The organism is Spongiimicrobium sp. 3-5 (assembly GCF_046557915.1).
In the GTDB taxonomy this organism is placed as follows: domain Bacteria; phylum Bacteroidota; class Bacteroidia; order Flavobacteriales; family Flavobacteriaceae; genus JBHEBG01.
Window position 1 is genome coordinate 192,306 of sequence record NZ_JBHEBG010000001.1, and the last position, 14,692, is coordinate 206,997.

7 protein-coding genes are annotated in these 14,692 nt (G+C 39.6%); 6 read left to right on the top strand and 1 reads right to left on the bottom strand.

Annotated features, from left to right (window positions below):
- Positions 1-30 precede the first annotated feature (30 nt).
- The 5 genes from ACEQ81_RS00920 to ACEQ81_RS00940 are packed head-to-tail and all read left to right on the top strand — an operon-like array spanning position 31 to position 9,742.
- Entirely contained in the window at positions 31-3,378 is a 3,348-nt protein-coding gene (locus ACEQ81_RS00920) for a VCBS repeat-containing protein (protein WP_411028962.1), read from the top strand.
- Positions 3,371-6,622, top strand: a complete 3,252-nt coding sequence (locus ACEQ81_RS00925) for a VCBS repeat-containing protein (protein WP_411028963.1) — start codon at positions 3,371-3,373, stop codon at positions 6,620-6,622. Before ACEQ81_RS00920 ends, ACEQ81_RS00925 begins: the two co-directional genes overlap by 8 nt.
- Positions 6,594-7,970, top strand: coding sequence for a vanadium-dependent haloperoxidase (locus ACEQ81_RS00930; protein ID WP_411028964.1), 1,377 nt, complete (start codon positions 6,594-6,596; stop codon positions 7,968-7,970). Before ACEQ81_RS00925 ends, ACEQ81_RS00930 begins: the two co-directional genes overlap by 29 nt.
- Before the next feature lie 4 nt (positions 7,971-7,974).
- Positions 7,975-8,889, top strand: coding sequence for a hypothetical protein (locus tag ACEQ81_RS00935; RefSeq protein ID WP_411028965.1), 915 nt, complete (start codon positions 7,975-7,977; stop codon positions 8,887-8,889).
- Positions 8,890-8,893: 4 nt separating this feature from the next.
- Positions 8,894-9,742, top strand: a complete 849-nt coding sequence (locus ACEQ81_RS00940) for a hypothetical protein (protein ID WP_411028966.1) — start codon at positions 8,894-8,896, stop codon at positions 9,740-9,742.
- On the opposite strand, the gene ACEQ81_RS00945 is transcribed toward ACEQ81_RS00940, so the two are convergent.
- The gene (locus ACEQ81_RS00945) at positions 9,743-13,435 is read right to left on the bottom strand and encodes a metallophosphoesterase (protein WP_411028967.1); all 3,693 of its coding nucleotides are present in this window, start codon (positions 13,433-13,435) and stop codon (positions 9,743-9,745) included.
- A 55-nt stretch (positions 13,436-13,490) separates the two neighbouring features.
- Between ACEQ81_RS00945 and ACEQ81_RS00950 the strand changes: the two genes are divergently transcribed.
- On the top strand, positions 13,491-14,684 hold the full coding sequence (locus tag ACEQ81_RS00950) for a Pycsar system effector family protein (RefSeq protein ID WP_411028968.1): 1,194 nt from the start codon (positions 13,491-13,493) through the stop codon (positions 14,682-14,684).
- Positions 14,685-14,692: the final 8 nt, after the last annotated feature.

Below are 14,692 nucleotides of genomic sequence, written 5' to 3' on the forward strand. Positions count from 1 at the left end.
AGATTGGACTATAGAACCAAAAAAGATACAATGAAGAAAATATCCTTATACCTATTTTTTGTCGGAATTTCTATAATTTTATTTTCCTGCGACCAAACCAACAAGGAAACCAAAAATCTAGAAACAAAACCGTATAACAACTCGTTGTTTGCACTTTTGGATACGGAGACAACTGGAATAGACTTTGTAAATGAAATAAAAAACCAAAAAGATTTCAACATATTCACCTACAGGAATTTCTATAACGGAGGAGGTGTCTCAATAGGTGATTTAAACAATGACGACCTTCCCGATATTTACCTTACTTCCAATTTTGGGAAAAACAAACTATACCTCAATCAGGGTGGGTTTAAATTTAAGGATATCTCTGCCAGTGCTAAGGTAGAAGGTGGCAGAGCATGGTCTACCGGTGTGGTAATGGTAGATTTAAATGCTGATGGCTTGCTCGACATCTATTTGTGCAATGCCGGAAATATCGAAGGAGACAATCAAAAAAATGAACTTTTCATTAATAATGGAGACCTCACCTTTACAGAAATGGCGGAGGAATATAACTTGGCCGATAGCGGTTTTACCACCCATGCATCGTTTTTTGATTATGATAGGGATGGCGATCTAGATGTCTACATTCTTAATAACAGTTTTATTCCCGTTAGTAGCCTCAACTACTCCAACAAGAGAGATTTAAGAGCCAAGGATTGGAACGTGCCCGAAATTTTAAAGGGTGGTGGTGATAGACTAATGCGCAATGATAATGGGAAATTTGTAGACGTAAGCGCCGAAGCGGGTATCTATGGAAGTCTTATAGGTTTTGGGCTTGGAGTTACCGTGGGTGATGTTAACAACGACCTATACCCGGATATTTACGTTTCCAACGATTTCTATGAGCGCGATTATCTATATATAAACCAAAAAGATGGTTCTTTTAAAGAGGATATCAAAAATTGGGCCTCGCATACGAGCCTTGCCTCCATGGGAGCCGACATGCAAGATATCAACAACGATGGTAAACCAGACATTTTTGTAACGGACATGCTCCCCGAAGGAGATGTAAGACTTAAAAACACCACGGCATTTGAAGGGTATGATATTCATAAAAGAAAACTCGATTTGGATTTTCATCATCAATACATGCAAAATTCGTTACAACTAAATACTGGCAATCAGGAGTTTTCCGAAGTAGCCTATTTTAGTGGCGTTGCCAAAACCGACTGGAGTTGGGGAGCTCTATTGTTCGATATGGACAATGACGGCTACAAGGATATTTATGTCTGTAATGGCATCTATCAAGACCTTACCAATCAAGATTTTATAGATTTCTTTGCGAATGAGATCATACAGGAAATGATACTTACGGGCGAAAAACAAGAGCAAGATTCCATAATCAATAAAATGCCTAGTACCCCCATCCCCAATTATGCATTTGGAAACAACAAAGACATAACCTTTGCGGATCGTACCGAAGAATGGGGTTTTAATATCCCCAGTTTTTCAAATGGTGCCGCATATGGTGATCTAGATAACGATGGGGATTTAGACTTGGTAATCAACAATGTAAATCAACAAGCTTTTGTTTTTAAGAACCATACTCAGGAAACAAGTAAAAAGAACTACATTAAACTCAATTATAGGGGAAAGTTTGAGAATAAATTTGGAATAGGTACTATCTCGGAAATCTACATTGAGGACCAGATTATACGGCAAGAACTAATCCCTTCCAGAGGTTTTCAATCTTCCACGGAATATACTCAGACCATTGGCCTTGGAGAGGCTCAAAAAATTGACTCTCTAAAGGTATACTGGCCAGATAGCAGCACCCAAACCCTCAGAAACGTTGGGATAAACAAAAAAGTTACGTTAAATCAGTTCGATGCCTTGATCAACTACGGAGAAGGGGAACGCTTATCCCCCACATTGCTGGAAGAGGTGCCCAATAACATGGCCAATCATAGAGAAGACACACATGTAGATTTTGATTATGAGGGACTTATTTCTGAAATGTTATCCCAAGAAGGCCCAGCACTTGCGATAGGGGATATCAATAAAGACGGTAATGAAGACATCTTTATAGGAGGTGCCGCAGGGCAAGAAGGCTCTATATACACTCAAAACAACAATGGCAGGTTGGCCAAAACTACGCAATCCGTAATTACAAAAGATGCTGCGCTAGAAGATACAGCGTCCGCTTTTTTTGATGCCGATGGCGATGGGGATTTAGATCTTTTGGTTTCTAGTGGTGGCAACGATCCTAATAAAAGTGACACGTACACCAACAGATTATACTTTAATACCGGTAGGGGAAAATACACCAAAAGCGCAAAGCTACAATCAACAAACCACAACGTATCCGCCATTGCTCCTTCAGATTTTGATGAAGATGGGGATGTAGATCTTTTTATTGCCAGTAGAAGCGTACCGGGAATTTATGGGATCAACCCAAAACATTTGTTACTGGAAAATAATGGTGATGGCACCTTTAAGGACGTAACGGAAAGCAAGGCCTATGATATTAGGGATGTAGGCATGATTACAGATGCCAAATGGGCCGATATGGATGGTGATAATAAGAAAGAGCTTGTTGTTGTTGGAGATTGGATGGCTCCATTGGTCTTCAAAAACAGCGGTAAACGGATACGACTACAAAAAACATCTCTGGATAGCCTTACGGGCTGGTGGAACGCTGTTGAAATAGTAGATTTGGACAACGATGGGGACAAAGATCTTATTCTTGGAAACCAAGGGCAAAATACGCCTTACAAAGCTACTGCAGCAACACCTATGAAATTGTTCATCAATGACTTTGACAATAACGGTACCATAGAACAGATAAGCACTAGAACAATCCAGGAAAGAGATATGCCTGTAGTTCTAAAAAAAGAACTCACCAATCAGATTGCATCACTTAAAAAGCAGTCTTTACAATATTCCGAATATGCCAAAAAATCCGTGCAGGACCTTTTTAGTGAAGACGTAATAAAAAATTCTATTTTGAAGACCGCGGTAGAGGGAAGAAGCGTCATTGCCATTAACAACGGCAATAATACCTTTACAATAACAGCACTTCCTGCAGAGGTTCAGTTTTCGTGCGTTTGTGGTATTAGTTGCAGTGATATTGATAAGGACGGTAATTTGGACATACTATTGGGAGGTAACAATTACGATCTTAAACCGCAATATTCTAAACTCGATGCCAACTATGGAGGCGTACTGCTTGGGAATGGCAAAGGTGATTTTAATTGGGTTCCTTATCCGGTATCGGGCTTCTTTGTAAAAGGGGAGATAAAAAGTTTAAAAAGGGTTAAGAACAAAAAGGGAGACGACCTCTTTATAGCAGCTCTTAATAATGATGCTCCAAAAACCTTCAAACTCAATGATTAAAAAAATCATTACATATAGCGCATGTATGTGCATAGTTCTAAGTTGTAGCAAAAAGGAATCCGTTCTTTTTGAGGAACTTCCCTCAGAAAAATCAGGAATTGACTTTGCCAATACCCTTTCGGAATCAGATGGCCTAAGCATTCTGGACTACCTTTATTTTTACAACGGCGGTGGAGTGGCCATTGGGGACATCAATAACGATGACCTTCCGGACATCTATTTTACAGGCAACCAAGTAAAGAACAAATTGTACCTCAACAAAGGAAATCTTGTCTTTGAGGATATCACCGAAAAATCGGGAGTGGCGGGCAGTAGCGATTGGAACACGGGAGCGGTTATGGGAGATGTCAACGGGGACGGATTGTTGGATATTTACGTTTCGGCCGTAGTGGGTGTCAATGGTTTTGATGGCCATAATGAGCTTTTCATAAATAATGGGGACAGTACTTTTTCGGAGCAGTCCCAAAAGTATGGTTTAGATTATGACAACTATAGTTCCAATGCCGCTTTTTTGGATTTTGATCTCGACGGTGATTTGGACATTTATCTATTGAATCATGCCATACACAACGAAACTTCCTTTGGTAAGGCAGAAATACGTAACAATAGAACTTATGAAAGCGGGGACAAGCTCTTGCGCAACGATGGGGAAATGTTTACTGACGTTAGTGAACAGGCAGGCATCTATGGTGGCACCAATGGTTATGGGTTAGGAATTGCAATCTCTGATTTTAATTTGGACGGTTATCCCGATATTTATGTGGGCAACGATTTTCACGAAGATGATTACTACTATCTAAACAATGGAGATGGTACATTTACAGAAAGTCTAAAAACGTATTTTGGCCATACAAGTAGATTCTCCATGGGTAACGATGTGGCAGATATAAACCATGATGGTTACCCCGATCTTATTTCCCTGGATATGCTACCCGATAAAGAAAAGGTATTAAAGGCTTCCGGAGGTAGTGACAATGTGGCGATGTTAAAAATGCGCACAGAAAAGTTGGGGTATCATTATCAGTACTCCCGAAATATGCTTCAAATCAATAATGCAGGCCACTCATTTACAGAAACAGCGTTGTTAAGTGGTATCGCAGCAACAGATTGGAGTTGGAGTGCTCTTTTTAACGACTACGATCAAGATGGGGAACAAGACCTATTTGTGGCCAACGGTATCCCAAAACGACCTAACGATCTGGATTTTATAAATTTCACATCCAACGATCAAATAAGAGATAAATTAAACAATACCAAACTGATAGATCAACAAGCTTTGGACCTTATGCCCTCTGGCTACATCCACAATATGATGTTCAAAGGAACAGGCAATTTGGGATTTGAGGATAAATCTGGCCATTGGATTCTTAAGGACACTATAATATCTACAGGAGCGGCCTATTCCGATTTGGATAACGATGGAGATTTGGATATTGTTACGAACAACCTAAACACGAATCCTTCGGTATATATCAATCAAATAAACAACGTAAACAATTATTTAAAATTTAGGTTAAAATACAAGGATAAGAACCCCTTTGCCATTGGAACAAAAATTACCATATATAACGAGGGTGTTCAACAATCCAAAGAACTATATACTGTTAGGGGGTTTCAATCCTCTTCAGAGCCTATTATTCACTTTGGAGTGGGACAAGCAAAGACTATTGATTCAATAACCATTGTCTGGCCCGATCAAAGCCGTGGCATTTTAAGAAACCAGGCCACCAATCGGCTTTTAGATATCAAATACGAACAGAACAATAACAACCTACCTTTCTCTTCAAAGGACCAAAATAAACTATTCAAGAAAGTAGAAGGAAATCTTGGGCTCAATTTTAAACATCGCGAAAATGACTATATTGATTTTGATTTCCAAAAGTTAATTCCTTATCAAGTATCAGACCGTGGTCCCGCAACCGCCATTGGTGATTTAAACAATGATGGTAAAGAAGACCTCTTTTTTGGCGGGTCTTCCAGAATACCTTCTCAAATTTTTACACAACAAGACTCTTCCTTTACCAGGTTGGAGGCTTCAACACTCTACTCAGAAAAAATCTATGAAGACGTAGGAGCTGTAATCAAAGATTTTGATAAGGATGGCAGCAATGAAATAGCCATTATTACCGGTGGAGGACAATTTGTGGGAAAAACAAATGCGGTTTTAGATAGGCTATATGCCCTCCATGGAAACGATTTTGCGAAAAAAGATTTTCCCAAATATTACGCCAATAGTTCTGTAATAAGGTCGCAAGATTACGATGAGGATGGTTATACAGATCTTTTTGTAGGAAGCTTATCCGTTCCTAGGGACTTTGGAAAAATAGTGCCTTCCTATCTGCTTAAAAACAGTAAAGGAATTTTTGAAATACAGGAAATTGAAGCTTTAAATGACCTTGGAATGGTTACCGATGCCATTTTCACCGACTTCGATAACGATGGGTTGCAAGATCTAATTATTGTAGGGGAATGGACCAGCCCTAAACTTTTAAAGAACACTAAGGACAATTTTATCGATGTGTCCGAAAAATATCTCTCACAAAAACTAAACGGCCTTTGGCAATCCATTGCACCGTTCGATATAGATAATGATGGAGACCTAGACTATTTGTTGGGAAATTGGGGCGTTAACTCCAAATTTAAGGCGAGCACAGATTACCCTATGTTAATGTATTATGGTGATTTTGATGCCAACTCGTCTACTGAGACCATTGTGGCCATTGAAAAGGACGGTAATTATTACCCCATTGCAGGTTTGGACGAGCTGTCGGGCCAATTGATATCACTTACAAAGAAAAAATTTCCAGCCTATAAAGATTTTGCAGGTAAAAGTCTCTTTGAAGTGTTCGATAAAAATGTTCTGGCAAAGGGAAAACTTATGGAAATACATGAGTTGGCCTCCGGTTATCTTAAAAATGAAGACGGTAAATTTACGTTCTATCCTTTTTCGCATATCTTACAAGTTGCTCCCATAACTAAATTTTTGATTTCGGATTTCGACGGGGATCATAAAGAAGAAGCCTTGGTGGCAGGAAACTATTTCGGGGTAATTCCTTATCACGGAAGATTCGATGGTTTTGGCGGGGCTTTGATAAAAGGGGAAGATCAAATACTTTTGGGGCATCAAATAGGCCTTAACTTTACACAAAAAGCCGTTCGCGACTTAAACATAATCTCTTTAAACAATAAAAACTATCTTTTAGTAACCATAAATAATGATGAAGCGGAAATTTATAAATTTTAGTTCGAAAGCTGCTACTTTAGCATGCTGTATAAGCCTTTTCATAAGTAGTTGCACAAAGGAGGCAGGTACCATTGTAATTAGTCCGGAACTTTACCATACCTCGGTAGACAAAGTCACGGAAATTATGATCCATGATATTTTTTCCCCTCCGGTGGCCAGCAGAATATTTGCATATCCCAACATTGCGGCCTACGAAATTATAGCTCAGTCTAATCCAAGTTACAGGTCTCTTGCCGGGCAGGTGCATGATCTGAAACCTGTTCCCAAGCTCGATTCAACAAAAAACATCAACCCACAATTGGCCGCATTAATAGCCCATATGGATGTGAGCCGAGAACTTATCTTTTCGGAAGATAGAATGAATTTGTTACGAGATAGTCTATACACTGATTGGAAAAAAGTAAATGATGCCCAATTTGAGGCATCAAAAGCATATGGTCTAGAAGTGGCGGATCATATCAAAGATTGGATGTCCAAGGACAACTACAATCAAACCAGAACCATGCCTAAATTTACGGTAGTTACCGAAGACGAATCCAGATGGCAACCTACCCCACCGGCTTATATGGACGGTATAGAACCACATTGGAGTAAAATTAGGCCCTTTACCCTAGATTCTGCCAATCAGTTTAAACCAACAGGACCACCGCCTTTTTCCATGGAAAAAGATTCCGATTTTTACAAGGAGCTGAAAGAAGTATATGATATCAGCAATGAAATAACCAAAAAAGGTGATGAATCCGAGGAAATCGCTATTGCCCAATTTTGGGATTGTAATCCGTATGTTTCTACAACAAGGGGGCATTTAATGTTCGCTACCAAAAAAATTACACCAGGGGCGCATTGGATCGGTATTACCAAAATTGCTACTAGACTTGGCAAAAGCGATTTTGATCATGTGGTTTTCAGTTATACAAAAACTTCCATCGCCATTGCAGACGCGTTCATTAGTTGTTGGGACGAGAAATATAGAAGTAACCTTATTCGTCCAGAGACCCTGATTAACCAGCATCTAGATGAAAACTGGAAACCCGTCTTACAGACTCCACCGTTTCCCGAATATACAAGTGGGCACAGTGTTGTTTCTGGAGCTGCGGCTACTGCTTTAACAGATATTTTTGGAGAAGACTTTGCCTTTGACGATGATACTGAGGTAGCTTATGGCCTGCCGGTAAGAAGTTTTAAATCATTTAACCAAGCCGCAGATGAGGCGGCCATTAGCAGAATGTATGGCGGCATACATTACAGATCTGCTGTGGATATTGGTGTAAAACAAGGACGTGATCTGGGTAAATTCTTAGTGGGCAAACTCACCATGAGGGATAAATCCAAACCAACTGCCAAATAATCCTATGGGCAAGGGTAAACGGATTATATTGGCCGTAGCCGCCGTGTTGTTAATTAGTGGTTTTTGGTATTTGAATATCAAAGATCATGATTATCGGATTAAACTTACCAAAACAACAGCACCGGGCACTATATACCAACACATTTCCAAATGGGGGAACGCTCTTGAAAAGGAAGGGGAGTTAACGGTCTTAAAAACAACAGGCCAGCCATTCTCACATTTTGAGCAAACCCTTAAAATTGGAGATAGTTTAATTCGGATGAATTGGAAATTGGAAAGTATGAACGATTCCGTAACCGAAATAACGATCAAGATTCTGGATTTGGATCATAGCCTAGCTACAAGGCTTAAAAATTTGTATACGGATCCGCCACTTAAAAATATGTTTTTGTCAAAGGCGACCAACTTTAGTCAAAGTTTGGATTTTCACTTAAAAAAACATAAAGTTAAGTTTGTTGGGGATGCTTTAATTCCTGAAGCCAACTATGCGTACATCAGTACCGAAAGTTCCCTTTCCAAAAAGGCTGCTGAAATGATAGATAAGAACGGGATAATACTACCTTGGTTAAAAGAAAAAAACATTAAGGTCTTATCCGAACCCACCGTAAAGGTTACTTCGTGGGACATTGAAAACGATCATATAAGCTTCGATTTTATGTTCCCTATCAATAAGCCGGACTCACTTCCCTTTCATCCAGACATCAAATTCCAAAAATACGGTGGAAACAAAGGAATAAAAGCCATTTTCAATGGTAATTATACCATATCGGACAGAGCGTGGTTTACACTCAAGGCCTATGCGGAGAGAAACAATATAGATGTTGAATATACGCCGGTGGAGTTTTTCTTCAATAATCCTATGGAAGGAGGCAGTGAACTAAATTGGAAGGCCGAAGTTTATTTACCTATAAAAGAATAAAATAATGAAATTTTTGAGTCTTTTCTTATTTGGTTTTCTCGTGAGTTGTTCCAACTACGGGCAACTTACATTTGTTGCCAAACTGCCAAAAAAAATAAAGGAGAGCTCTGGTATTACAAGTCTAACCGATAAATCAGTTTGGATCATAGAAGATAACGGAAACCACGATAAAATTTTCGAGGTTGATTTAAACGGGAAGATCCTAAAAGAGTTGAAGGTAAAAGGAGCCAAAAATAGGGACTGGGAAGATTTAACAAAGGACGACAAAGGGAATGTCTATATCGCCGATACGGGTAACAATGCCAATAAACGCGACGATTTGGTGATATATAAGATCCCAAATCCTGAACTCGAAAAGGGAGACAAGATCCGTGCAGAAGAAATAAGGTTCAATTACCCGGAACAAAAGAGGTTCCCTCCAAAAAAAGATAGTTTGTTTTTTGATTCGGAGGCCTTATTTTACTTTAAGGACAAGCTGTACATTATTACAAAGAATAGGGCAACACCTTTTACAGGAAAAGCCTTGGTCTATAAGTTACCTTCCAAAAAGGGAACCTACAATGCAACATACATCGGTAGTTTTACACCTTGCACAACCAATAAAATCTGTAGGGTAACCGCAGCGGATGTTTCCCCAGATGGTAAGAAAATTGCCTTGTTGGGATATGGTAAGCTTTGGGTCTTTACCGATTTTGAAATGGAAAATTTCACTACAGGTAAAATGGAAACCATAGACTTGGGTGCCACAACACAGCTAGAGTCGCTCTGCTTTAAAAATAACAACACCCTATATCTAGCAGATGAACAAAGTGCCCATACCGGGCGAAACCTCTATACCTATACCCTGGATTGATTAGAACCCGAACCCAAGCCCGAAGGTAAAGCGTAAACCATCATCACTGGAAAACAGTGCTAAATTTACCGAGGTTATATCTACGATATTCAGGAAAAAGCCGCCGCCAATAGACGTATGCCATTGATCGGAATCATCATCTCCCGGAAACCAGACCCTGCCATAATCGAAGCCTGCAAACAACCCTGTAGACAACGGTAAAAAGCCAGCTTTCAGTTTGCTCAGACTTAGTCTTAAATCTGTATTTTGATAGAATGACGTTTTCCCCGTAAAACGTTGGTTTCTAAATCCTCGAAGCCCATCAAACCCTCCAATACTGGCACCCTGATAAAATTCGTAATCGTCCCCAATATTAAAATGTGCCTTGCCTTTTGTTGCCAAAACCAACTGTCCGCTAGGCACCAGTTTATAGTCAAAAGCAAGGCTCGGAATAATAAAGCCATAACTTTGGCCGCTATTTTCTGTGCTGGTTTTGTAGCCTACATGCAACGAAGTGGCCATCCCCAACGTGGGAAAAGCATCGCTATCGGAATTGGCATAACTGTATTCAGCATCTACACCAAAAAAATTGTTTTCGGTTTCTTCGCCATTCTGCTGAAAAAATGTGTTTATAAATCTGCCATCTGTTTCCTCTACCTCTATACTTTCATAAGAAACTCCTGTTCTTACTTTGGAACCAAAATCGCCCCGCCATACCAAAGAGGGAGCAAACCTGAATGTCTCTAACTTAACTCTGTTAAAATCCAAATCCAGATCATCATCCATATTTTCGGATCCGTTTCCAAAACCGAAGAAGTTGATACTAAAGTTTGGGCTGGTAAATTTGGCCGAAAGTTCTAGATTGGCCTTACCCACAACGTTTGCAAATTCTCCTGTATATCCTAAATCAAAACCACTAGTGGCAAAATAAAAAGAAGCATTAAACGTATGTTGGCTTGTAAACGGGTTTTGCTCAAAACCGTTATAGGTGTACGTATCCGAAATACCTATTCTAAGACCATCATCTGGGTTAGCGCCTATGGTAGGTATAATCTGATTGCTACTGTTCTTAATTAAAATAGGCCTATAGGTATTGGTTTCGTAGTCATTCGTAAGTCGTTTCCTTGCTCCTTTTACACTTTTAAAGGTATTCTTCTTGGCTTTATTATCATAAATATAAACTCCCTTACTATTTTCTACATCATAAATATCGTTGTTCTGGCCTCCTACGATCCTAATTTTAGGTGTTCCATTTTTAACTCCCCTTACCTCAAAATAATCATCATCATCCAAGCCATATATCCAAACTTCCTTGGTAACCGATCTGTCATATATCTTCTTAAAAAACTGATCCCCTTTTTTTCCATTTTTGATACGATATCCTGTCACTTCTACTTTTCCATCAGGCATTCCGGTAACGGTAAAATGATCATCCTTGTCCGTCCCGGCCACTACGGAAAATTTGTTTATGATTCCGTAATACTCGCGCGCGGTTTCTACCAAGGTATTCTTTCTTGCCAGTAATACGCGCTTTATCCTTGCCATGGCCCCTGCGTCCCTTACCTCCACTGGAAAGGACAACAATGCTTTATCAATAATCTCAGGAGTTATATTTGTTTGTAAAAACGTAGCTTGTTCTTCCCAAACATCTAGATTGGTCTCTGGGAGCAGCGCCATATCCAGTGCAAAAGTCATTGGGGATGAGGTAAATCCTTTTACACTTCTAATTTCTTCGTTAAATCCCTCAAAAATTCCTAAAGATGGCACCAATTTGGTAGCCAATTTCATAAGTGCGCCATCCCCCATTAGTGAAAATGCTTGATCTCTATCTCTTGGTATTGGCCTGTACAACATATCTCCAGTCTTGTCATCCTTAAACTCTGCCCATCGCCATTGGTCCACGTGCCTATCCCAGTCGCCTATTAACATATCAAATAGTCGCGCTTTTACATAGGCCGTCTTATCTACACTATATTTTTCATCTTTACGCAATTTTTTCAGTAGATCGTCCGTACTTTCCAGTTTGTTTGCATATCCAAAACTTGCTTGATCACCATGTCCGTCCGTAGTGCGCTCCTCTATCATATAGAGTTCGTCACCAAACTCATCATCGAAACCCGTCAAGGCTTTCTGCTTAGGGACGTAGTACATCACCGGATTGGTATGGTATATCCCTGCGGCCTCGGACAGTGTGCCTATGGCAAAAGGGGCATATGGGTGCGCCCCGGTGTAGAAATCCAAAAGTAGCTCCTCCACATAACTGTCTTCAAATCGTCCTAATACGTATTTGTCCTTAAAGGCAATAGCCTGCAAATACACCTCTGCACTTTTGCGCAGGGCACGCATCACATATTCTTTGCCTTCCTTGGTTTCTAAACGAAGTGATTTGGACTGATGGCCACCTCCTTTACGAGTAACTTTAAGACCGCCGAACAAGGTATCCAAATCCACTGTAGGCGCGGACACTTGCTTAGCATAGACATCACGATAGCGTTCTCCCCAAATGGATTTGAAAAAGTTGCTTTTTTCAATTTCCTGGGTGCTATAAATAGAGCTTTTTACTTCAGCAGGAAAGGTTTTGGGGTATTCTTTTACAGCATCTTTTCTTTCTGGAGGTAGTACTTCGGAGGTAAATAGAAATTCTTCATTACCATCTTGCATTACCCCATAATATCTAACTCTGGAAGATCCGTCTTTATACACCTCCATGGTGGCATATCCCATTTTCCCAGTAGAAAATTTACTCCCATTCAATAAGCGTGTAGCGCCTTTTTTAGCCCCAGAACCGCTTACTATCTGTGGTGTGTTCTCTTCAACGATATATTGCAAGCTATGCTCATGGCCAGACGCAAATACTACTTTTTCCGAGTACTGAGCCAAGGTTACTATACGCTTGCGAAGCTCTGTGTACCTTTTGTTCAGCACATCTGTTGTAGAAGCTCCCGTAGTTCTTCTCAATACGTTCACAAAACTGCCTAGGACAGGGATTACTTGGTGCTTAAAGGAAAAATGGCCGCCATGGACTCCATAGGTAAATACGGGATGATGCATAGCCAATATGGTGGTCTTATCCAGATTTTTTTTGATGAGACCTTCAAGTTCTTCAAAGAATTTCTCCCTATCTTTTATTTCACATTCGTCGTTCATGGTAGGGTGCCTATCCCAGTTGGTTAAATACCATTCTGTATCAATAGCTATTACAACCACATCATCATTGATATCGATTTTTTGCATAGGGCAACCGTCTTCTGGAAAAAAGACCTCCTTGCTATTAAGCTGCTTTTCTATATACTTTTGCTGACGCTCCAACCCTTTTAATCCCTCACTGTACCAATCGTGGTTTCCAGGAATGAAAACGGTCTTCCCCTTGTATCCTTCCACGGTCTTCAATTGCGCATCCAGATTGTTCTTGGCCACACTATGCCCCAGATCATCTTTTTTGGATGGCATTCCTGCCGGATAGATGTTATCTCCCAAAAAAATGGCCGTACTATTTTCGTTGGAACCATCCAGTCTTTTTTTGAACTGTTTTAAAGCTGGGTTCAACTGCCCCGAAGGTGAAAGACCAGCATCGCCAATAAAATAAAACGTATGCGAAATTTCTTTGTCACTACTAACATCATTGGCTGCTGTTGGATCTATGTACTTTGCATTATATGTTGCACATGCCGTAAAAAGGAAAATTAATATCAGGAAAAAGTAATATTTCTGCATACCGATGATTTTAAAATTCAAAATTTCGTATTTTGGGAATTCTAAGTTGCTATATATGTCGGATATAATTGAAAAAACTAAATCTTATGTTACAGAACTGTTGTCTAAACAATTAGATTCCAAATACCTTTACCACAATTTAAAACATACCCAACGTGTAGTTAAAAGTACTAAAGAATTGTTAAACTCTTTCGACCTTGACCAGAAAGAAAGAGAGATCTTACTTTTGGCGACATGGTTGCATGACACGGGATATACAAAGGGATGGGAAAATCATGAAGAGGGTAGTTGTGCCATAGCTGAGGAGTTTTTGGAAACTCAGGGGTACCCTGCTGAAATGCAACAGCGAGTTAGCGATCTTATTTTGGCGACCAAACGACATTATGAACCAAAAACCATTTCTGAAGAAATAATTAGAGATGCGGATGCTTCGCATTTTGGCCAGAAAAGTTATTTGGAAACTTCCGATTTTTTAAGGGAAGAACTTGCCCAACTGGGTATTGCCACCTATACTACCAAAGAATGGTGCGACGCCAATATTGCCATGTTTAAAAAAGAACATCGCTATTATACGGAATACGCAAAGGAAAACTGGCAAGAAACAAAGGACAAAAACCTAAAAAAACTTATCAAAGAGAAAAATACCGAAAAGGAAATAGCCAAAAAAGAAGCCCTTAAAGCCAAATATAAAAATGAGAGCCCCGATCGTGGCATCCAGACCTTGTTTAGGGTAACCTTAAAAAACCACCTTACCCTAAGTGACATTGCAGATACCAAAGCCAACATTTTGCTGTCTGTAAATGCAATTATTATTTCACTTGCCTTGTCCAACCTAATACCCAAATTGGATAATCCCTCTAACAAGTATTTGCTTTATCCTACGATTATTTTCATTATTTTCAGTGTAATATCCATGATACTGGCGGTTTTGGCAACAAGGCCAAATGTTACTAGCGGGCAGTTTACCAAGGAAGATGTAACCAATAAAAAAGTGAACCTATTGTTCTTTGGTAATTTTCATAAGATGAAATTGAGGGATTATGAATGGGCCATCCAAGAACTGATAAAAGACAAAGAATACGTATACTCCTCACTTACCAAAGATCTCTACTTTTTAGGCTTGGTATTAAATAGAAAGTATAAGATTTTACGTTGGACCTACACTATTTTTATGATAGGTATGATAGTCTCCGTAATAGCTTTTGGTATTGCTTTCCGGTTCTTCGGCCCTGAACGAATGACTTTTTAAAATCGTAA